This window comes from Flavobacterium araucananum, from assembly GCF_002222055.1.
Lineage (GTDB): Bacteria > Bacteroidota > Bacteroidia > Flavobacteriales > Flavobacteriaceae > Flavobacterium > Flavobacterium araucananum.
This window is the reverse complement of record NZ_MUGS01000001.1, coordinates 1-20,848: the sequence shown is the minus strand read 5'-3', so window position 1 is coordinate 20,848 and position 20,848 is coordinate 1. Positions and strand designations below refer to the sequence as shown.

The 20,848-nt window shown below is 32.7% G+C and carries 20 protein-coding genes; 2 read left to right on the top strand and 18 right to left on the bottom strand.

Translation table 11 applies throughout. From position 1 onward, the window contains the following. Window positions 1-2 precede the first annotated feature (2 nt). The 10 genes from B0A64_RS00100 to B0A64_RS00055 all read right to left on the bottom strand — a co-directional run bounded on the left by B0A64_RS00100 (window position 3) and on the right by B0A64_RS00055 (window position 12,319). Window positions 3-5,573 (bottom strand): Eco57I restriction-modification methylase domain-containing protein, encoded by a 5,571-nt coding sequence (locus B0A64_RS00100; protein ID WP_089477526.1) that lies wholly within the window; start codon window positions 5,571-5,573, stop codon window positions 3-5. A gap of 38 nt (window positions 5,574-5,611) precedes the next feature. After that, on the bottom strand, window positions 5,612-6,040 hold the full coding sequence (locus tag B0A64_RS00095) for a DUF1896 family protein (protein WP_089477525.1): 429 nt from the start codon (window positions 6,038-6,040) through the stop codon (window positions 5,612-5,614). 11 nt (window positions 6,041-6,051) lie between these two features. Next, a complete protein-coding gene (locus B0A64_RS00090; protein ID WP_089477524.1) occupies window positions 6,052-6,396 on the bottom strand; it encodes a DUF4134 domain-containing protein in 345 nt (114 codons plus the stop codon). Between the two features lie 138 nt (window positions 6,397-6,534). Continuing rightward, entirely contained in the window at window positions 6,535-7,014 is a 480-nt protein-coding gene (locus B0A64_RS00085) for a hypothetical protein (protein WP_089477523.1), read from the bottom strand. 244 nt (window positions 7,015-7,258) lie between these two features. Beyond that, window positions 7,259-8,389 (bottom strand): chromate efflux transporter, encoded by a 1,131-nt coding sequence (gene chrA / locus B0A64_RS00080; RefSeq protein ID WP_089477522.1) that lies wholly within the window; start codon window positions 8,387-8,389, stop codon window positions 7,259-7,261. Next, on the bottom strand, window positions 8,379-8,810 hold the full coding sequence (locus B0A64_RS00075) for a DoxX family protein (RefSeq protein ID WP_089477521.1): 432 nt from the start codon (window positions 8,808-8,810) through the stop codon (window positions 8,379-8,381). The genes chrA and B0A64_RS00075 overlap by 11 nt, the downstream gene beginning before the upstream one ends. 258 nt (window positions 8,811-9,068) lie before the next feature. After that, on the bottom strand, window positions 9,069-9,617 hold the full coding sequence (locus B0A64_RS00070; RefSeq protein WP_089477520.1) for a hypothetical protein: 549 nt from the start codon (window positions 9,615-9,617) through the stop codon (window positions 9,069-9,071). Between the two features lie 25 nt (window positions 9,618-9,642). Continuing rightward, window positions 9,643-10,323: a hypothetical protein gene (locus tag B0A64_RS00065; RefSeq protein ID WP_089477519.1), complete on the bottom strand. Its 681-nt coding sequence runs from the start codon at window positions 10,321-10,323 to the stop codon at window positions 9,643-9,645. Window positions 10,324-10,432: 109 nt separating this feature from the next. Continuing rightward, window positions 10,433-11,293 (bottom strand): helix-turn-helix domain-containing protein, encoded by an 861-nt coding sequence (locus B0A64_RS00060; RefSeq protein WP_123875864.1) that lies wholly within the window; start codon window positions 11,291-11,293, stop codon window positions 10,433-10,435. Window positions 11,294-11,587: 294 nt separating this feature from the next. After that, entirely contained in the window at window positions 11,588-12,319 is a 732-nt protein-coding gene (locus B0A64_RS00055; RefSeq protein WP_089477517.1) for a hypothetical protein, read from the bottom strand. 353 nt (window positions 12,320-12,672) lie between these two features. On the opposite strand from B0A64_RS00055, the gene B0A64_RS00050 reads away from it, so the two are divergent. Together B0A64_RS00050 and B0A64_RS00045 are read left to right on the top strand one after the other, a co-directional pair. Beyond that, window positions 12,673-14,361: an AraC family transcriptional regulator gene (locus tag B0A64_RS00050; protein WP_089477516.1), complete on the top strand. Its 1,689-nt coding sequence runs from the start codon at window positions 12,673-12,675 to the stop codon at window positions 14,359-14,361. A 125-nt stretch (window positions 14,362-14,486) separates the two neighbouring features. Further along, complete coding sequence (locus B0A64_RS00045; RefSeq protein WP_089477515.1) at window positions 14,487-14,663, top strand: histone H1; 177 nt, start codon at window positions 14,487-14,489, stop codon at window positions 14,661-14,663. Between the two features lie 187 nt (window positions 14,664-14,850). Here B0A64_RS00045 and B0A64_RS00040 read toward each other — a convergent pair whose 3' ends face one another. The 8 genes from B0A64_RS00040 to B0A64_RS25020 form a co-directional block, all read right to left on the bottom strand. Continuing rightward, window positions 14,851-15,399, bottom strand: coding sequence for a hypothetical protein (locus B0A64_RS00040; RefSeq protein WP_089477514.1), 549 nt, complete (start codon window positions 15,397-15,399; stop codon window positions 14,851-14,853). Then, window positions 15,392-15,859, bottom strand: a complete 468-nt coding sequence (locus B0A64_RS00035; RefSeq protein ID WP_089477513.1) for an N-acetyltransferase — start codon at window positions 15,857-15,859, stop codon at window positions 15,392-15,394. Before B0A64_RS00035 ends, B0A64_RS00040 begins: the two co-directional genes overlap by 8 nt. 310 nt (window positions 15,860-16,169) lie before the next feature. After that, complete coding sequence (locus tag B0A64_RS00030) at window positions 16,170-16,502, bottom strand: hypothetical protein (protein ID WP_123875863.1); 333 nt, start codon at window positions 16,500-16,502, stop codon at window positions 16,170-16,172. A 296-nt stretch (window positions 16,503-16,798) separates the two neighbouring features. After that, window positions 16,799-17,845 (bottom strand): HNH endonuclease domain-containing protein, encoded by a 1,047-nt coding sequence (locus B0A64_RS00025; protein ID WP_089477511.1) that lies wholly within the window; start codon window positions 17,843-17,845, stop codon window positions 16,799-16,801. 142 nt (window positions 17,846-17,987) lie between these two features. After that, a complete protein-coding gene (locus B0A64_RS00020; protein ID WP_089477510.1) occupies window positions 17,988-18,470 on the bottom strand; it encodes a GIY-YIG nuclease family protein in 483 nt (160 codons plus the stop codon). 234 nt (window positions 18,471-18,704) lie between these two features. Next, window positions 18,705-19,022 carry a hypothetical protein gene (locus B0A64_RS00015; RefSeq protein ID WP_089477509.1) on the bottom strand — a complete coding sequence of 106 codons (318 nt, stop codon included), beginning with the start codon at window positions 19,020-19,022 and terminating at the stop codon, window positions 18,705-18,707. A 178-nt stretch (window positions 19,023-19,200) separates the two neighbouring features. Then, window positions 19,201-19,884, bottom strand: coding sequence for a GNAT family N-acetyltransferase (locus tag B0A64_RS00010; RefSeq protein ID WP_089477508.1), 684 nt, complete (start codon window positions 19,882-19,884; stop codon window positions 19,201-19,203). Window positions 19,885-19,984: 100 nt separating this feature from the next. Then, a partial coding sequence (locus B0A64_RS25020; RefSeq protein ID WP_208863505.1) for a hypothetical protein occupies window positions 19,985-20,848 on the bottom strand: 864 nt, incomplete at its 5' end.

Genomic DNA, 20,848 nt, shown 5'->3' with positions numbered 1-20,848 from the left:
TTTTAAAATTTCATCCTGTTGCTGCGTCTCATTTCCGAAAAAGATCGCTCCTGCCATTTATCAGTATTGCTTTCTGTAGCTGTGAGACGCTGTGATTCTTCACTGCTCTTTATTGGCAGTTGAATTACCGGAGCTGTATCCTTTAATTTTGTTTCATTACTGAGACTAGCCTCTTGCGGATTGGCTTCTTTCAATTGGTTCTCCTGAATTTTCAGGGCTATTTCCCTTTCCAGACTAGAGAGATCGCTTTTCATTTTTTGAAGTTCATGCTCCTGGCTAAATACTCTTGTGGTTAATTGTTGTAATTCCGGCAGTTGGTTTTCAATATCATTCAGGGACTTTTGGTATTTTGCCGTGAGATGTTCCACCTTATCAATGGCATTTAGAAAATGACGGGCTGCTAATTTTGGATTGTCCACATTTGGAGTTCCTCCATTTGAAGTATATTTAATACCATCTTCCAAACGTTGTGCATAAAAGCTGTTGGAGTAACGGTACTGGTACAAACCATCATTTTGATAGGCTTCACGTTCTCTTTTTATATAAAGTCCAAAATCATATAACTTCCCAATTTGTTTGGCCTGGTTTTCTCCTTCTGGAGGTTTCCAGTTTTTATAGAGCAGGATAATTTCTTTGCCGATACTTTCTGGATCTGCTGTCTTGCAGTTATACAACTCTATAGGATTTGCTTTGGAACCATCAGGTTCATACTTCAGATTGTTTTTGTAAAAACTGTGATCAGCAGTTAGTTTGTCCAGTGTTTTAGTGGTGATTCCTTTTTCCTCCATTAGGTATTCAACCTGATATTTAGTTCTGGAAATTTCCTTGTAATGTGCTTTTTTAAGGCTTTCCATTACCGTTACTTTTTTCTCCAATTTTGATTTTTCCAGTAATGAAGTATCACCAGATAGCACTGCGATATATTCTGAAAAGTTCATTCCACTTTGCTCATCCATGGCTCCCTCATCAATAATCCTCACATTAAGTTCACAGTTTTTCATCTGACTGATAAAAGTCTGTTTGTTCTTCAAAAGGTTGAATTTGTAATTGTCCAGGGATTGCTCTGTTGCATAGATGAAATTTTTTACTTTATTCCCATAATGCAGTTTGGCGACTTCGTTACCTTGTCTGCTGCCTCGGCCGTTGCGTTGTCCCAGGTCAGATGGTCTCCAGGGAATATCCATATGATGCATCGCCACAACACGTTTTTGCACATTAAGCCCGGTTCCAGCTTTTTCTGTACTGCCCAAAAGAATACGTATCTCACCAGTATTCATTTTAGAAAACAACTCCGGTTTCTTTTTATCGGTCCAGTCGTGTATATAGGTAATCTCATGAGCCGGGATATTAAAATCCCTTACCAGTTTTTCTTTAAGGGCATCGTACATATTAAAGTCATCCGGCTTGGGTGTCCCGATATCCGAAAAAACAATCTGAGTGCCTTTATGCTCCATGGAACCCTGATAAATTTCGGCCACATTTCTGGCGCATGTATTGACCTTATTATTCGGGTGATCACCATATCTTTCATTTATCAGCCTCATATCGGCAGCCATTTTTTTAGCGTAATTAGTAGCTATAAGCATCCTGCCTTTGTCTTCCTTCGAGGTAAGAGGTGCCCTGCCTATAAGTGTCGCATTACCTGTTTTGGCAAACTGCATGAGTTGGGTAATGAATTCGGTTTGTTCCGGTGTCGGGCTGACATTGATAAGTCGCTCTTCAATTTCAGGTTTGTCCAGATCAATATGTTTTGCTGTTTTATAATCGGTAATCTCATTATAGAACAGTGCCAGTTCCGGAACTTTAATAAAATGGCGAAAACGCTCTTTGGCAATAATCTCGTTGGTGACAGAAAATTCAAAATCAGTCGTTTTTCTGGCAAAAACAGCTGCCCATCCATCAAAGTTTTCAATATGCTGGCGTTCCATTTCTTTAGGGCGCAGGTATTTGAAAAGCAGATACATTTCGGTAAGACTATTGGATATTGGAGTACCGGAAAGAAAGGTCACACACAGATCCGAATCGAATTTTTCCTGAAGCGTGCGTACCGCAAATAACATATTAAGCGCCTTTTGGCTTCCCTGCATATTTCCAATTCCGGCAACACGGTCATGACGGGTAGTGAAAGTCAGATTTTTGAATTTGTGAGATTCATCTACAAACAAATGATCAATCCCCATTTCTTTAAAGTTGATACCGCTGTCCTTTTTATCTTCTATATCTTTGAGCAGTGTTTTTAGTCTGCCGTCCAGATTATTTTTTCGTATTTCAAGACCTTTTAATATTTTCTTGGAGATATCGCCTCCCAGATCTCTGGCCGTATCAAGGTCCCGTTCTATATTATCCAGCTCATTTTGTAAGATCTCTTTTTGTATTTCGGGTGACTGCGGAATTTTACCAAACTGATCGTGGGTTAAGATGATACAGTCCCAATTATTATTTTTAATCTCATGGAAGAGTCTCATTCTTTTTGCCGGAGTAAAATCATTTTCACCAGGTGCCAATATTCTTGCATTGGGATAAGCCTTTCGATAGGTTGCTGCAATTTGATTTACATTGGCATTCAATGCCAGTATTGCAGGTTTATGAATAATCCCTAATCGTTTCATTTCATTGGCAGCGACAATCATAGTTAGTGTCTTTCCAAGCCCAACCTCATGATCGATTAATGCACCACGGTTTTGAACAATACGCCAGGCCGCATTTTTCTGCGAACTGTACAAGTCATCAATTTCAAGTGCTTTTTTATCCAAACCCGGAAAGCTCAGATGACTTCCGTCATACTCGCGTAATACATAACAATTGAACGTATTGTTATAGAGGCTCTCCAGTTCATTTTTATCACTTATTGGCAATTCCTGCAGCCACTCAATAAAGCCGTTACGGATGTTTTCAATTTTTTGATGAGCAAGCTGTATGGCTTCATTATCGGGCAGTCGGATGGGTTTGCCACCTGCTCCCTCAACTTCATAGGTAAAAAAGGGAGCCGTATTTTCGAGCGCATGCTCCAATATGGTGTATCCATAAGTTGTTCTGCCACTTTTTGAAGTTACCGAAAATTCTCTGTCTATTTTGGTATTGTGTCCTGTACTTACTTTAAAGGTATCTAGTGATGGGAAATAATTAATTTCTGTTGGCTGATCAAATAATTTTCCGGCAAAACTTTCATAGTATCGGTTGGGAATCCATCGTTCTCCCAGATTAAAATCAAGTAATTCAAAAGGGATGCGCTCTGGCTGTACTTTTTCCAGTGCCTGCAATCCTTTGTAATATTGCGTGTTTTCAGGATATAGTTCTACTGCCTGTTTAGCCTGCTGTAGCTTTTCCACGACATTTCCGCTTAAATAAAGGTCTGAAGTTTGCCAATGCTGACCTGTAGGGTTCAGGTAGATATGATGGTTTAGACGCTCTATCGCCTCGTTTTCTTCAAGCCCAGTTGCAGCGGTTATAAATCCCATATCCACACTTCCGATTTCATTAAGACTGCGAGCTAAGGCTTCAATTGGATCGTCTGTGTGATAGCGTTCTTGCTGTTTTACTATAGATTCGCTTAAAATATCGGACTTCGCATAACGTTCTCCTTCTTTGCGTTCCAATGAAGAAAGAATGATGAAACCAAAAGCAGAATCCTGCATGATTAACCTGCGATTCTCAGTACCGTTCAGAATACCATAGTGTGAAACAAATTTGATATACTGCTCATCCAGATTTCTACGAGTTTCATTACTTGCTGTTTTGTCTGATTGCTCTTTCTCAAACAGTTCCAGATAATTATCCCGAATAGAAATATAGGAATCGTAAAATTTCAGATTGCCTTGTGTTGCTAATGGTTGGAAAAAAGCTTGTTTGTGTTCATGATTTATATCACTGATAACCCCAACGGCCTCTCCAAGTCGAACCAGTGTGCCTTCTTTGTAAAACGGTTTGAATGAAAGATTTTCTTCATATAGCTGTCTTTCAAGGTTAAAGGCCGATTCAAGGGTTTGGTCTCCTTCATAAATATATTTGTGATCGTAGTACTGAAGAGTATTGGATAAAGCCAATAATTCATGAGGCAGTAATCCTCCATTCATCCAATTGGCTGAAAAACCATCTATTTCTTTTACATTAGAATATAATTTATACAAATACCGATTGGACTTGTTTTGTTTGGCAGCAATTAGCACAACGTTTTCATGTGATGGATTATCATTGGTGCGTATGGTGCTCAGTATTCGTGCTGTTTTTTTATCTACTACAGTTTCATCAAGAGGATTGATGTAATCCATCGCACGGTTGATGTTCTCCGCAGCTACAGTATCAAACAAGCCAAGTTGGACAGAAATACCGCTTGCTTTACTCTCAGGCATGGGTAAATAAGTGAATTTTGGTCCAATTGCTTCAGCGGGCGGAACTATCTCCGTTTTTTGAGCCTTCTCAAAGCGTTGCTGGTTAAAGTTTTCTTTTAGTCCTTTGGTGATATTTTCTCCAAGAAGGTTTCCAATAGAAATAATATCCCCATTTTGTCTTACACTTTGGTGCGCCTGTCCGTATTGGTTTTTACCGGCTTGTATTTCATTTCCAATGATGAGCTCGGGTTTATTATGCAGGTATTTATTAATACTGTATTTTCCAAATTCATTTTCGAGTTCAACAGTTTTTAGCAACTCATTTTCATTGTCAGATAGCGTTTGTTTATGCTCATTTTTTTGGACAATAATCAAATGATTAGGAGCATCTGTATTTCCTGTTTCTTTCATCAGATTATCAGGCATAACTGCTACACTTACAAAATCTGCATTTTGAAAAAGATACTTGCGGACACTCTGATTGGAAGGACTGTTTAAAAAACCATCTGTCGTTATGTATGCCATAAGACCGCCATCAGCGAGTTTATCCAGTCCTTTTGCAAAAAAGTAATTGTGGATTTTTCCTGAAATGGCTTTATCTGGATAGGCTTCGTCATAAACAGAAAAATTACCAAAAGGAATATTGCTGACCACAAGATCATAACTGCCGTTATCATTTGTTGGAGCTTCTTCGAGTCCTATTACATGAGTGGTGTTTTTGGTTGAAAGTGTACTGTTTAATGCAGAAAGCACCAGTCCGCTCAATCGGTCTTTTTCGACAGCGGTAATTTGTTCCAAATTTTGGAAAGCCTTTTCTGCTTCAGTAATAAAAATTCCTGATCCTGCTGATGGTTCGTATAACCTTTTAGGATTAATACCTTGTTTTTCCAAAGCAGTGTACAAAGTTTTGGGTACAATATCCGGTGTATAAAATGCCGTAAGCACACTGTTACGTAGCGAAGAAACAACCCCGTTATAATCCTTTTCAGAATAATGTTCGTGCAACAATTCATGCAGACGTGTCATCTCTGGATGCAGTTTCAGATCTTCTTTAGTAGCTCCGGATTTTATCCAGTCTTCGGCAGAGCCATGTGGATATAGAATAGCCTTGAGTCCTCCAAAGCCAGCATATGCTTTAAGTGCTGCAACTACTTCTGCCGATAAAGCATCTCCTTGCTGCCATTGCATTGCAATGGTAATCGCCTGGATATTGGCACTTAGTTTTTGGGATAGATTGTAAGCCATAATTACTCCTTTTCATACTTAACACTGCTATAAATAGCTCAACTCACATAGTCAGCAATCTGACCGATAAGGGCATTTCTCAAGGTGGGATCTTCTTCATTTTCTTTTGTAAAACCAACGGTTTCAAAAATTGGCTTGCAGCTTTCCATAAGGTTGATTACCTCATAGGTAAGAATACCTGATTCCTGAAAAGCGGCATAGGTTTTATCAAACTCATCCGAAAGCAGCGAGCGGATATATAAAAACTGGGAAGGTTTCAGATCTTCGGTAAGTACATTGAGACAGATTTCTTCGATGATGTATTGAGGTGTACCATCAGATAACATATCGTCCAATATGGATTTTACACTACTTATTTTCTCATTGAGATAATCCGATACACTATAATCTTCCTGAAGTGTAAACATTAAATCTGGATTGTTATGGATAATGTAAAACCATAACTTTTCTTTGAGTATATCTTCCATAACGATTTGTTTTAAATCCCAAAGAAGGATTTGATTACGGTAGCCACTACAACCAGAAAAACACAGCTTCCAAACCAGGCTGCTGCTACTTTTCCGGTATCAGGATCACCTGCGTTCCATTTTTGATATACTTTGACAGCACCAATAAGACCTAATAATGCCCCTACAGCATACATCAGTTCAGTTCCTGCATCAAAGTAACTTCGAACCTGTTGGTTGGCTTCATTGATTCCTGCCAGACCATCTTGGGCGTAGGTTTCATAACTGATCGCAAAAAGTAATTGTGCCAGAATTATGCAGATTTTATTTGTTTTTTCTTGAATAAACTTTTTAAAATTCCAGTTCCATTTTTTCATCACACATTATTTAAAGTTTAAAAATTCAGATAAAAAAACGGAGGTGTTGCCGCTGTCGCGTTCCACTTTCCTTTTACATCTGTCCTACTGCGCCGGGATGGACAGGAGCATTTCCTCCGTTATATTGTTTTAGATTTTTCAATTCCATAACCCTTCTGCTTCTGCCTGGGTAACACTTATAGATTCAAGTGTTTTGCATTCTGTCACAATAAGTTCGCTGACAGAAGAGCGAAAAGCAGAATCTTTTACAGATGGATATTCTTTTAAGATGAGTTGGATGTAGTCCAGGAATTCTTGTTTGAGCAGTTTTCTTTTTACAGCATCTGCTATAAAACTTTTTAGTCGGGCAACCAGCGCATCAACATCCTGAAAGGTGCTGTCAAATTCGCCAAAAGAAGTTTGATTTGAAATTGCTTCAGGCGACCCCTGATAGCTTTCTTCGGATTGAAAGTCTCCGTAATTTGGGGCTCCTAATCTGCGGAATTGAAATTTCCGCTTTCCTGATAGGACGTCTTTGAATTCATCAAAATAAAATCGAAATCCAACAAATAAATACCAGCTTGCCAGTAGCAGAATAACTACAACTATGTAATTACCCCATGAAATGTTTGTAAACATACCTCATCATTTTATCGTTCTACATTAGTTTCTCGCAATCCAGAATTCTAAATCCGGATCTTCATCATTACAGGGCAAAGAAACAATAGACAACAGACTGCCACAAGTACAACTTTTTGTTGTACCCCAGTTGTACCCCGTTGTACCCCTAGTAAAATCAAGGAGAAAAAAAATAAAAAAATTTAAAAAAATAAAAGCCTCCCGAGTTGGGAGGCTAACTTGAATTAATGTATGGTGATTGTTATCATATAAGTGTCAACAAATATCCGATTAATGAACCGCCTAAAACCACACAAGCACTATTTAATTTCTTGAATCCAAATGTAATTACGATACTTAAAAATGCAATCAAAATTGTACGCCAATCGGTGATAGTATCTTTGCCCATTTCAAAACAAACAGCAATAATTATTGCTACTGATGCTACGTTTACAGAGTCTAAAAAAGCCGCAAACAGTTTTGAATTTCGCATTTTCCTTATGATTGGATTGAGTAACGCTACAAATATAAATGAAGGTAAAAATATAGCGATTGTTGAAATGACTGCACCTGTCAAACCGTTGATTTGATATCCGATAAATGTTACCGATGAAAAAACGGGTCCGGGTGTAAATTGTCCAACTGCAATAGAATCAATTAATTGTTGTCTTGTCAAAAGTCCTGCCGAAACTAATTCTGTATCTAGAAATGCGAACAAAACATAGCCACTCCCATAAAGTATTGCACCGATTTTTAGAAAAACCCAAAACAAGTTTGTATTAGTTGCAGAAAGTATTGTCGTATTTGTGATTTGTAGTAATGTTAATGGAAAAAAACTGCTTATATTATTTGGGTTTCTGTCCCTTAAATATGCCAAAAACAAAGCGAAGAAACCTGCTCCAAACATTAAATAAATTTCGTTGATGTTTACAAATGATCCAAACAAAACAAGTACTCCGATGATTATTAGTTCTAGCGATTTTAGCGATTTTTTTGCCAATGGAAAAATTGCTCCTAAAATAATGGCGATAATGGCTGGTTTTATTCCATAAATAAATGGTTGTACTTCGGGAAATTGTCCATAAAGTTTGTAGAGATAAGCAAAAATTCCTGTAATAAAAACCGCTGGTAAAATGAAACAAAGACCTGCAATAAGCAAACCCTTCCAACCTCCTTTTTCGTATCCGATATGAATTGCCATTTCCGTACTGTTAGGTCCAGGAATTAAATTAGTTGCACCAATCAAGTCCAAAAAATGCTGTTCAGTTAGCCATTTTCTTTTCGTAACCACTTCATCTTGCATCATAGCAATATGTGCAGCGGGACCACCAAAACCAATAATACCCAGTTTTAGAAATAATCTTGCGATATCTTTTAAGGTCGCTTTATCTGCCATCTTTGGTCAATGTATTATCAGCCGACCAAAAGCCACCTCCTTTAATTAACAGAAATACATTTCCCAGAAGCATCGCCCAATCGGTTCTGCTTCCATGCATCATTCCCCAAAAACCTTTTTCGGCTAAAACTTCAGATTTGGTTGTCGCAATAGCTACCAACATTATAATGATAAGTGGAATACTTGCTAATCGTGTAAAAAATCCGAAAAGAATTAACGTTCCGCAAAAAATTTCAAAAACGCCCACAAAACTCGATAAAAATTCAGGTAAAGGCAAACCAATTTTTTCGAATCGTCCAGCACCAAGTGTGTCAGCAAATAAAAATTTTTGAATTCCTTCAGAAAGAAATACAGCTCCAATCATAAGTCTAATTAATATTGTCGTTTTTGAATTGTCTGTATTTAATATTAGTTTTTTCATTTGTCGATTCATTATCTGCAGATAGTTATTAATAGGCTGAAACAGAAATCATAAATGCCATCTAAAAAATAGTATCAATAAAATTTTTGATTGTATTTCTGCATTAAATTAACTTTTGTCAAAGCGAATATAAGAAAAGTTTTATCACATTTTTTTTGACTTTTTTAAAATTGAAATAAAAATATTTTTTTAGTTTTAATCTCATTACAATTTTTCCAAATCATCTATGAAATGATTTCAAACAGTACAATTCATATTCTAAAATGATAAAAATTCAATCTCCGACTTCTTATACAGAAGCTTCCAGCCATCCTCGTTTCTTATAAAATAGACTTCATGCGTCAATGTATCTTTCAATCCATTTTTAATTGCAGCAGCAAAAATGTTCTTTTTTCGAATTGTAATGTATTCAACAATTGCCTTATTACCGGAACTCATAATCCTTATTGCTGTAATTGATCCAAAAACTTCATCTGCTACTTTTACACGTTGAATTTTACTTATTTTATCAGATGTCGATGTAGGCAGTAAATACGGTTTTGCTGCAGAGGTAAAACTTACAAACGAAGTTGTATCTCCAAATTTTCTGGTTTGGAGTACCTTTACAAATCCTTTTTCTACGAGTCCCGATTTAAAAATAGTATTAGCATGTGCGGGATCTCCACAGAAAATATCATGATCTACAATTGCAGGATAATGATTTTTCTCTAAAATAAGCGTAGCAGCCAGTTTCTCATCCAGCTTTTTAGGTTGACAGCTTGTGATTATTAAAATCACAATAGTTAAAATGTACGATAGCTTTTTCATGGTTTTTAATTTTTAAATTATTTAGTTAATATTCTTTAATCTGTTTAATCATACTCTCTAATGTTTCGATTACAATCTCTTTATCTCTTTCTTCAGCAGCGTATGATTTACTTCGCATAGCATTATAAGAAAGGTCAGCTTTGTTTGGAGTGGAAAGAAAAGGAACAATTGTTTTAAATAAATGATTCATTGACTTTGAAATAAGAATCTTTAATTCATCGGAAGCTCTTAATATAAGGGCTGTCTGATCGGTTGAAAGTTTACATAAAACTTTACCGGAAGAACTACTTGAAACTATTGGACTGCTTGTCTTCCTCTCCAAAATTTTAAAAGGTGCAGTTAAATAGTTTGCGAATCTTGATTCTACAAAAATTATTAACTCATTCAAACAAGATATTAAAGTAGTTGTTACTTCTTTTAGACTATCTCTGTGTAAATCATTACTATTATTTATTTCCGTTATTTTATCTAAAAGAAATAGTAATGTGGAATAATAATTTCCAACTAAAATTTTTATCTGTTTCTCCTTAGTAAGTGAAAAAACCTGTATAGTAAACTGTGACTGAATAAAAAATGTTTGTTCATTCGCTTTTTCAATAATCTCTCTTGATTGAATTGGAGAAATCAGAGTAAGGTCCGTTTTGTTGGGATTAAGGGTTGAAGTTACCGTTAAGTCCATCCATTCTAAAAGATAGGTTTGAGTCATTTCTTTTACTTTTATTTAGTAAATATTTCTCCCGACTTGCAATCGACAGTACTCTAAATCAATGCTTATAGAACATTCTTAACCCGGTCAAAACATGTGTTGTTAATATTTAATTAGAATTTAATCGTAAACGGTATTCAGAAGGAGACAGGGAAGTATGCTTCTTAAAAAAAGTACTAAAAAAAGAAGTATTGGCAAATTTCAGTTCTTCTGAAATATACAAAATCGTTAAATCATTATTTTGAAGCAAGATTTTTGCCTCCAGAATAATTGCATTTTCGATACATTGTTTCGCTGTGATCTCCGTAACCTGTTTGACAGTTTTAGTAAGATGCCCTACAGTAACATTTAAGATATTTGCATAGAATTTCACACTGTGTTCTTTTCTGCAGTGTAGTTCTAATAACCTAAAAAAATGGATAACTATTTTTTCATTTCCAGTATGTTTAACATTATCGTACCAGGATGATCGATAGTATGTTCCTGCCAGTTCATAAAGAAAAAGATTAAAACTCAAAAGCAATGTTTCCTTTTTCAGAATATTCTTATTTGAACTTCTAACCTTACTATTGATTAATTTAAGTAAATCTACAAGTAATCCAATTTCTTTATTTTTGAGAAAAATCTTGGAAGTATTTTTTGCAATAAAAAATTCAAAATATCCAATGTGCGGCCATCTTATGCTATTAGCAAAAGCAAACTCCGATGAGAATGACAGCTGGCATATTTGCAATTGATTGCTCATTATTAAAACTTCACAAATAGACTTTTTTGGAATAACAATTAGTTCATTGATAAATAAATGAATCTTTTTACTGTTGATCAACAGGCATACTGCTCCGGAATTTATAATCAAAACGGTAAATCGATTCAATATAATTGATTCTTTAAAAGCAATTCTGGAGGAGAATGTTTCAAAAATGTAGACTTGTAAGCCTGATGGGTTATATTTTGATTTTAGAGATGCCAAAATAAGCGCTTTAAAATGTTTAATTTAATTATGCTAGAAAGTATTACTTATCAAATAATCTGGCCATCAATGAAACGCAAACGAAAAATAAATTTGAAATGCCGTTTACAAAAAATAGATATGCCAATTTTCTGGGAGAATCAGTTTTTATCCCACCATCAATTAAATAGCCTATTATTTCATCATAGGATAATAGGTCTATGATGAAATAAAGGCTTAAAATATTGAAAAGAATCAAAAACACGCAATACACATATTGCAGTTGTTTTTCAATCGACTCAGTTATATACATGGCTAATCTGTTTGAAGATTTTGAATTAAGAGGCCTGTCACAATTGATTTGTTAACCGCACTTGAAGAATTTGCCAAAGCACCTTGTAAAGCTCCAACACGATTGCCAACAGAAGTATCCCAGTCTTTGTCTTTGCGTTCTATGGCATAATACGATGAATATCTTGCTATAGAGGAAGTGGTAAGAATGATCCTTTTGTCTTCAGTGCTAAACTCTGTGTTGGAAATTACGGACGCTTCGAATCTAGTTATGGATTGATGAATTACAGCATAATCATTTGTTTCCCATAAAAGCATGGATGCCATAAAGTTGGAAAGAGAGATTTTAGCACCATTTGTCATTGATGAGTTTGCAATCGCCTGCTCTAATTTTATTTGAGGATTGTCAACAATTTCTTGTATCTCCTGAAAGTCAATCGGAAGATGTGTTTCCAAATTTAAATAATCACTATTCAAAATTGAGATGGAATCAACCTTTTGACTGACTTGGCTGATTGTATTGAAGGAATAGCTACCTGTCAGATAAACATCAAGAATGTCATTATGTATTTTACCTGCTATGTCATATATATTAGCAGGATTTTCAGCGTTAAGATTCTGAAGCAGTTTTGCCGTTTTTTTAGACTTCTCTATTGGTAAAGTACTGCTTAGAATTTCTGTATGCTCTATATTCTCATTAGTACAAGAAACGGATAGTGATGTAATGATCACTAACAATAATAAAAGATTTTTCATGATTAAAAGTGTTAAATGCAATGACTGTTTTTTTTCAGTCAGTTCATTTCACCCGGGTTAGCAGAACTTTAATCCGGCACGATGCCAAATATTTTTTGCTATTGAATTCAGGACAAATCTAGAAGTAGATTTTTTGATTTGCAAAACGTTGTATGTCGATTTTCCGAATATAGAGTATCGATTTTCCGAAAATCGACATACCATTTTTATCAAAAAAAATACTAATTATCAGCATGTTACGTTATTATTAATGCTGTGTTAAGCAAAACGTAATATTTATTTACTCAGTAGTGTTTTTTACTGCTAAAAATGCATTTTTAAATCAAATAATGTTTCATTTTTTAATTTAAATTATGATTAAAAGATATATAATAGTGGTAGCTCTTTGTTTAATGAATCAATTGTATGCGCAGAAAATTGAATCTAAAATTTCCGATACGCTTCAAAGAAAAAGTTACGATTACCTCTTTGGGCGCATAGAAGCAACGGCTGAGGACAAAGCAAAACAAGCACACTATCTTCAATACTTTTTGAACAAGGCGAAAATTGATCAAAATTCAGAGGAAATTGTAAATGGGTATAAAAATTATATATTCTATTTACCTGAGAAATTAAAATTGGTATATGCAGACAGTATGATTCATAGTGCCAAAAAAGCAAATGATAATGCTCTAATTGGGGCTTCTTATCTTTCAAAAGGAATAGTCTACTACGGACAGAAAAAACATAAATATGCTCTTGATAATTATCTTATAGCCGATAATTATATATCCAAAACCAATGATAAATATTTGATATATAAGGTCAAATATAACATTGCACACATAAAATACTACCTGGGGTTTTATGACGAGGCAATTTCTTTATTTAATGAATGCATTGATTATTTTAAAGAAAATAATACAAGAGCATACTTAAATTCTCTCCATTCACTTGGTTTGTGTTATAACAGAATTGGCAATTACGGCTTATGTTCGGAGATAAATGAAAATGGTATTCAGGAAGGAATAAGATTAGACAATAATGAAATGAAAGAGTACTTCATTCATTCAGAAGGTGTTAATCAATATTTTAAAAATAACTATACCACAGCTATTAAAAAGATCAGCGCTACAATTCCAACGATAAATAAAAACAAAGATTTTGCAAATGAATCTGTAGGGTATTTTTATATCGGAAAAAGCTATTGGAATCTCCACAACCGCGAAATGGCTTTACAGTATTTTTTTAAAGTTGATAAGATTTTTGATGACAAAGAATATATACGTCCCGACATGCGTCAGAATTATGAGCTGATTATCAAATATTATAAGTCTAAAAAGGACCTTAACAAACAACTTTACTATATTGAGAAATTACTTAAAGCAGACAGTGTATTGGATAACAGGTTTAGATATCTTTCTGGCAGAGTTCGTAAAGTGTATGACACAAAAGTATTACTAAAAGAGAAGCAGGATATTGAAGATTTGTTTAACAAGAGGAAGTATAATGATTTTATTTTTACTGGTATAGTAGTTTTATTCTTTTTAATCGTATCATTTATTACTTACAGACATATCACAAACAAGAATATTTACAGAAAAAAATTTGAGGAATTGATGGCAAAAAACGAAGCTGCTCCTAAAACGGAAGTCAAAAATGGAGATAACGGAATTGGAAACATCAATAAAGATACTGTGGCAGACATACTGAAACAATTGGAAAAATTTGAAAAAGATAAAAAATTTTTAGCAAAGGATCTGACTTCGGCAAAGCTTGCTTCAATCTTCAATTCCAATCCAAAATATTTATCAATGATAATCTATCAATACAGAGGAAAGAAATTTGTGAAATATATTGCCGATCTTAAAATCGATTATCTAATAAAGTTGTTGAAAGAGGACGCTAAAATAAGAAAATATTCAAATAGTGCATTGGCTGAAGAAGTCGGCTTTAGCAGTACCAAAACATTCACCCAGGCATTTTTTGCAGAAGCCGGGTGTCCAACCTCATATTTTATTGGGGAACTAAATAAGATGTCTCAAGAAAATGAGATTCTCTAATAAAAAAATCAGGAAATGATTTCTATACAATTTATGAATTAAAAACGTTTTTATTTTTTGCAGCAAAATTGCTTTATAACAAGCAAAGTTTTATTTTCGCTGCCTTAATTTAATAAAAACATATTATGAAAGATTTAGTAGCCAAAATAAACACCGAAATCGAAATATTTAAAACAGAATCAGATTCACTAATTGAAAAAGGTGTTAAAGCAGCGGGAGCTAGAGCTCGGAAATCAACTTTGGAAATTGAAAAACTTTTAAAAGAGTTTAGAAAAGTTTCTATCGAGGAGTCGAAAAAATAATTCATTCTTTACTTTACTTAAAAAGCCTTTCAGACTTTCTGAAAAGGCTTTTTTTATAATAAGTAAATTGATTATGAACCTTGTAATAGATCTTAATAAATCTGTAAGTAACTTTAATTCCTGCGACTCTAATATTAATAAAAGTCTCAATTAGAACTTAAAAGAATAATTCCAATTATCTGTTTGGTTATCGACTGTTACCTACAGTTTCTAACTTTAGAGATTCACTAAATTTTACATGCTTTTCAATTTTTGGCCTCCATTTGTCTTGTGTTGACATCGTATCGCAAATTTTTTCATGAAAATAAACCTGAAACCATGTCTTTTTATGGAACTCACAAACATTCTGATATGTTTTTTCAGAATGTATCATTAACTTCAGAATAAATTCTTCTTTAGGTTCTCTATGATTGTTTATGACTTGACTTAAACTTACCGGAGTTATATCAATATCTTTTGCAAAACTACTTCTCTTATTATAAATAGTATCAATATATGCCGACAAGAATTCTGAAAAATAGTGGTGATTATCATAAGTTGGTTTGCTTATATAAGCTTCCATTTTTAATTTTAGTTGTAATAGTTTTGCACGAATAACCTGATCTGCGGGTAAGTTTTTAATTCGTTGTAAACGTGCTTCCATTAAAGCCGCTCCATCGGTATCACGTTCTGAATTTGATTTGTATCTTGAATCTACTCCAAATTCAATATCTTCAATATTTACTTTCTTATTCATTATCGTATTTTTTTATCAAGTTTAAAATTTCCGGAACCTCAAGACTCAAAGTCATTCCGGTTATATTCATATTGTATTTGTCGATATAATGCTGGGCAATATTACTTTTTGGTTTGAGTGATACGCAGGCTAACTCTGCATATTCTGCTACTGCAATTTTCGCAGCATGGGTAATTAAGTTTGCAGCAATATTGTCAAACTTCTTATTCGAACCTTTATTTTCTGATGAAACCGTTAGAAGCCTAATATGGATTCTCCATTCCTCGGGTATTCTTTCCAAAGAAATAATTCCTAAAATATCATTTGAATTGATAATTTTTAACTTATAGATTTCGTAAGCCTTTTCAGTCTTCCAATCGAAAAAATAGCGTTTTTTATCTATATACTTAAAATCAATATCTTCTACTGGCAGAATTTCTAAATTGTAAATTTTTCCCGAAGAAGTTTCTTGAATTGTCATTTCACAAATTTACAAATAGTTTACTTATTTCGGAAACATTTATTGTTAAGTTTACGTTTTTAGGAAAATATCAGGCAACTTTTATTTGCTTATAATTTAAGTGGTAATGCTTGTATGATATGTATAGAGATAAAATTAATTAACTTTAGAAATTGAAAAAAAATTAAAAGAGTTTAGAAAAATTTCTATTGAAGAGTAAAAAAACATCCCTTAATATTAAAAGGGGCTGTTTATAAAGACAATCCCTTTTTTAGTGTTTTGATGTGTTTAACCTATTTTAAAATAGTTTAAGTTTTGCAAAGTATCATAATTAATCTTCGCTTTCTTCTGTTTCATCCAGATTGTACCAACATCTTCCAACTTCAGAAACTGGAGTTACTAAAATTGAAAAAAATTGCCCGGTACTACTACCAGCTTTTCTAGCTTCTTTCAATATATGATGTTTTGTAATGCTATCATTGCTTGTCATAAAATTATACTCTGCTGATGGCAAATCATGGATTGATCCTCTTACCGATTCTATTGTCTTCGTAAAGCCTAAACGTTCCATTTCAGCATGTAAGACTTTATAGGCCTCAGAATCTAATTCATAATGTTTCCCTTCTTTGGTATGTAATTGCACTCTAACAGTAAATCTTTTCATAGTTAATAATTGTTTATAATTAAATTTATATAAAAGTAATAAGCAGATAAATCCATCTATTACGGTTTTCCATAACAGCATCATTTTACCCAGCAAATTAATCATTTTGCTAGATAAGAAATCACAGTATAAATACCTGTTTATAATTTAAAAATAAATTACATATAGTATAACTAGAAAAGCACTATTTCTAAATAAGAAAATTTTGCTTTTTACTAATAAAAATCCCTTGAATTTTTGTTCAACAGGGACTATAATTATTGCAATTAATTTGATAAGAGAAAAATAAAAATTGATTAATCTTTCATGAATGAAAACCCGTTATTGCTGGCGATAGTTATCAAAGGTTGAATAGTTTCTTTGAATCTTTGATAATCAAATTCATAATTGTCTTCTAAATTAGGGAAAATGCTAAGATACTCTTCTATGTATTTATTCTTACCGTTATGGGTTTTCACGATCTCAAAAGCTGTTTTTTGAAGATTATAAAACTTATCAAAATATTTATTTACTGACGGAAGTTTATCTCTTTTTGAGGAATTAAAAGTTTTATCTATCGGAATTAAATTCCAAATTAAATCATGTGAAACAAATGCATGAGGTACAAAATGGTCCAAAGCATATTTTTTTTCGTCAAAAACTAATCGGTTGTTCGTAAAAATACAATCAATCGATCCCAATTCATTAAATACTAATTTCCAATATTCGTTGGTTTGTTTAACTAAAGATTTTCTCGTGATTGATTTGCTTATTTTATTTGGAATATCAGGAACATTCAGGTTTCTTTTCTGAAGAAATAGAGATAAATTCCAGAAGCAAAAGTCTTTAAGTATCTTGGCATTCGATTGTAAATAAGAAATCCATATTGGATTTATCTCTATAAAATCTTTTTCTAAACGATAAAGACAGCCATGATCAAAATTTTGGGAAAGTGAATAAATTTCATTACGATTTCCTGAAAACCAAGATGAAATAAACCAGTGTGGTACATTTTTATCAAAATGATTTAAAATTTTGATAGTTTCAGTCTTATTAGTCTTTTCTAAAACAGTATTTAAAGTTTTTCTATTTTCATTTATAGTAAGATTCTCTATTTGTATAATAGCTCTAACTGAATCTTGAATAAGATCTTGTTTGCCAAAAGAAACATGAAAATAATTTACAGTGTACCAAGAGTTACTAATCATTCTTGAGAATAATCTCCTTTTTTCAATATTTGTGTTACCCTCTTCTACCAGTTCAAGAATAGCTAAAAACCAGTAAAACTTATAACTTGCAGAAGTATTAGCAAATACTGATGCTAACTTATTTACCGGCAGTTGCTGCGAATGTGGGAGGTTCATAAAACAGATTTAGATGAAAATGATTCAAAGTAAATTTAGCTAAAAGTGTGCATTTATTATGCTTAAAATTATTATCTATTAACTTTGAAAAACTCTGAAAAACTCTGCAATTACGATTATAGGTACTTATATGCTGACCATACTATCGTGCTTGCTCGAGATATTCCATTACCGTTTTTAATTTTCGCTTACTCAGAGAATTTGTTATAATTGCCTGATGATTAGCAATTAAGAAAGCTTCAATTTCTAATCTTCCAAAATAGACTTCTATAAACGCAACATATAATTCTTCCGCAAAGAATAAATCTAGTTTTAATTCTACATCAGATTCAAATTTTTTGGTTGATTTTACACCGCCAAATCTTGAATATCCTAATTGCCTTCGAAATGAATGATTAACGGTTCTATTTATTTCGTTCATTCGTTCGCGCAAATTACCACTTTCTCCGATATACAATATCCTGTTATTTTTTTCAAAAAGTGCGTAAACTCCAGGGGAGCTTGGAACTCTATTTTCGCGCCAAACTCTGTTTTTTTCAAACTTAATTCTTTCACTTCGTAAAATTTGTTCTTGCGCAAGATGAAGTACATCCAATAATTCTTCACTTGGTAAATTAATATTCATAATCGCGATTTTGAATGTTATGGTTTTGGTTTGACACTAACGTTCTTGTATTATAAATAATCTATAACAATACCAACTTTCCATTAAGTGAATTGATCAAATAATATTCCAACCGGTTGCAAACGCTAACCATTTTCTTTATAAATTTAAGCAAGCACTCGTTGCAAAAGAGCGCCAGTTGGGATACGGCATATTATAATGATCTAAAATCCATTTAAATAGCATTTTTTCGACTTAGTAACCTTTAGAAATCTTATTGTTTACATTGTCCAAAATAGCAGAATATTTTCCATTGTAAATAGAATAGGGAAAATTGTTTTTAAGCTCATTTCTAATGTGCTTTTTCTTTACTTCCTGTAATACTATTTTGACAGAGTATCCTTTTCCTGGAATAGCTAAAATAATCTCAATTTTTTCGTCCAAATTATCAATATTATTAAGTAAATGCCTAATTCCACATTTCATGAAATTAACATTCTGTTTCAGAATTATTTCTGCGGTGTTATCTTTACGAATTTTTCCAATTCTAATAACATCAAAATTTATCTCCATAATCTGTAAAAGTTTTTAAATTCAAAATGCTTTTATTCTTCTAAAATCAAAAATGTAAATTTCTTTTTCTATTTATGGAGGAATTAAGTTTTAACTAGAAAATAATAATTTTGATTGTGTGAACGAGTGTGACACTCGCAACAGCCATGGGTAGCATCTATGTTAGTAGCTGACATTGTTAGTCAGGATTTTGTTCAAACCAAATTTCTTTTAATTCAATAGCATGTCCATTCAATGTTTTAACTGTTTCCTCCAATTCCTCTACATAGTCAGCCAAACCAAGTTTCATTTCCACTTCACTTTGAATCATTTTCAATGACTGAGCTAAATATTTTATTCTATTTTTTAATTCATCAATTTTTTCCTCAGGCATAAAAGAATTTATTCCATCAATATAAAAATCATTGTAATAATTATCTCCGGATAATAAAAATTCCTTTTCATTAAATTTTTTGAATCCAAGAGAAACTGCTACATTTTCCGAAGCAATAGAATTTTCTTCACCAATTTGACTTTTATCTATTGTAATTCTTTGCTCATTTCTATCTTGGAATAAATGACTTAAAATTATTTCCCTTAAAGCTTTAGTTAAATATCCATTTCTTCGGAATTTCTTATCCACAAACCAATGTAAATCTGACCCCATGTCAAGTACATTTGAAACATAAATATCATCCTCATTTTTGATAAAATAAAAATTATATGGACCATTTATGTCAGAAATGTTTTTTTGAAATTTAGGCTTTTTAACCCAAACTTTTGCAAATTCCACGTTTGAAGAAAGAGGTCTCAAATGAATAAGCTCATTGTTGTTATTTTTGTTGAGTTTTTGAATTAAAGATTTTAGATATTTTTCTTTCATTTTTCAATCATATTCTTAATTCTGCCAAAACATCCAAAATACCATTTTTAAATTAAACCAAATGCCCCAAATCGCTTGTAGTAAGTGTTGGCAGAAGTGATTATTGTTGGTTAATGTGATATTTTATTTCGAATATTAAGATTTTATTTTCGCCGTTTATTTCCATTTCGTTAATTATGTTTTCACTTATTACTATTTCATCACTCTGATTGTTTATTGAAATATAGCTTCTGTAATTTTCTTGAGTTATACATTTTGCAAGTTCTATTGAAAAACCATTTTTCAATAAAGTTATTATTTTTGTATCAGAACTGCCATATTTTATTTGCTCATAAAAAGTCAAATCAATTAATTCTAATTCTGCTAGTATTTCAATATATTTCAGAAGATTGAATTCAATAAAGTCTTGTTCTTCTTTTATTTTTAGAATAGCTAAATTTATCCTTTGAGTATTGTTTTTTGTTCTTAAATCAACGTATAGAGGTTTGAAATCGGTAAAGTTTCTTTTAACTTCTCCCCATTTTTCGCCGATATAAATTAATAAATTATCATTCGTTAGATTTCTCCAATAACGCATAAAACTTCCTATCATTTCCTTGTACGAAGCACTCGAACTTCTCCAACCTAAAATCATTGAATAAAATCTTCTTGCAGGTAGATTTTGTAAACGTTTTAAATTACTATCAACAATTTCTATATCATTTAAAAAGATTAAGAATATTGCTTGTAATAGTTCATCTGTTGTCGTAATAATTGGGTTTTGATTAGCAATATAGTTTTCTAAATTTCTAATTAAAACTTGTTCAAATGTTTTAATATTAAAGTCAGATATATTGTTTTTATAGCAAAGTTTTGCAATTAAAGATTGCACATAATCAACATTTTCTAAATTTGTAGAATTAGGTTCTATATTTTCTAAATATTCAAGCGATTTTTTTAATTCATTTTTTTGATTTTCATTTAA

What these genes read in the sequence shown, in the direction of transcription:
- B0A64_RS00100 (WP_089477526.1), bottom strand. Translation starts at nt 5,573, where the DNA reads ATGGCTTACAATCTATCCCAAAAACTAAGTGCCAATATCCAGGCGATT.
- B0A64_RS00095 (WP_089477525.1), bottom strand. Translation starts at nt 6,040, where the DNA reads ATGGAAGATATACTCAAAGAAAAGTTATGGTTTTACATTATCCATAAC.
- B0A64_RS00090 (WP_089477524.1), bottom strand. Translation starts at nt 6,396, where the DNA reads ATGAAAAAATGGAACTGGAATTTTAAAAAGTTTATTCAAGAAAAAACA.
- B0A64_RS00085 (WP_089477523.1), bottom strand. Translation starts at nt 7,014, where the DNA reads ATGTTTACAAACATTTCATGGGGTAATTACATAGTTGTAGTTATTCTG.
- chrA (WP_089477522.1), bottom strand. Translation starts at nt 8,389, where the DNA reads ATGGCAGATAAAGCGACCTTAAAAGATATCGCAAGATTATTTCTAAAA.
- B0A64_RS00075 (WP_089477521.1), bottom strand. Translation starts at nt 8,810, where the DNA reads ATGAAAAAACTAATATTAAATACAGACAATTCAAAAACGACAATATTA.
- B0A64_RS00070 (WP_089477520.1), bottom strand. Translation starts at nt 9,617, where the DNA reads ATGAAAAAGCTATCGTACATTTTAACTATTGTGATTTTAATAATCACA.
- B0A64_RS00065 (WP_089477519.1), bottom strand. Translation starts at nt 10,323, where the DNA reads ATGACTCAAACCTATCTTTTAGAATGGATGGACTTAACGGTAACTTCA.
- B0A64_RS00055 (WP_089477517.1), bottom strand. Translation starts at nt 12,319, where the DNA reads ATGAAAAATCTTTTATTATTGTTAGTGATCATTACATCACTATCCGTT.
- B0A64_RS00050 (WP_089477516.1), top strand. Translation starts at nt 12,673, where the DNA reads ATGATTAAAAGATATATAATAGTGGTAGCTCTTTGTTTAATGAATCAA.
- B0A64_RS00045 (WP_089477515.1), top strand. Translation starts at nt 14,487, where the DNA reads ATGAAAGATTTAGTAGCCAAAATAAACACCGAAATCGAAATATTTAAA.
- B0A64_RS00040 (WP_089477514.1), bottom strand. Translation starts at nt 15,399, where the DNA reads ATGAATAAGAAAGTAAATATTGAAGATATTGAATTTGGAGTAGATTCA.
- B0A64_RS00035 (WP_089477513.1), bottom strand. Translation starts at nt 15,859, where the DNA reads ATGACAATTCAAGAAACTTCTTCGGGAAAAATTTACAATTTAGAAATT.
- B0A64_RS00030 (WP_123875863.1), bottom strand. Translation starts at nt 16,502, where the DNA reads ATGAAAAGATTTACTGTTAGAGTGCAATTACATACCAAAGAAGGGAAA.
- B0A64_RS00025 (WP_089477511.1), bottom strand. Translation starts at nt 17,845, where the DNA reads ATGAACCTCCCACATTCGCAGCAACTGCCGGTAAATAAGTTAGCATCA.
- B0A64_RS00020 (WP_089477510.1), bottom strand. Translation starts at nt 18,470, where the DNA reads ATGAATATTAATTTACCAAGTGAAGAATTATTGGATGTACTTCATCTT.
- B0A64_RS00015 (WP_089477509.1), bottom strand. Translation starts at nt 19,022, where the DNA reads ATGGAGATAAATTTTGATGTTATTAGAATTGGAAAAATTCGTAAAGAT.
- B0A64_RS00010 (WP_089477508.1), bottom strand. Translation starts at nt 19,884, where the DNA reads ATGAAAGAAAAATATCTAAAATCTTTAATTCAAAAACTCAACAAAAAT.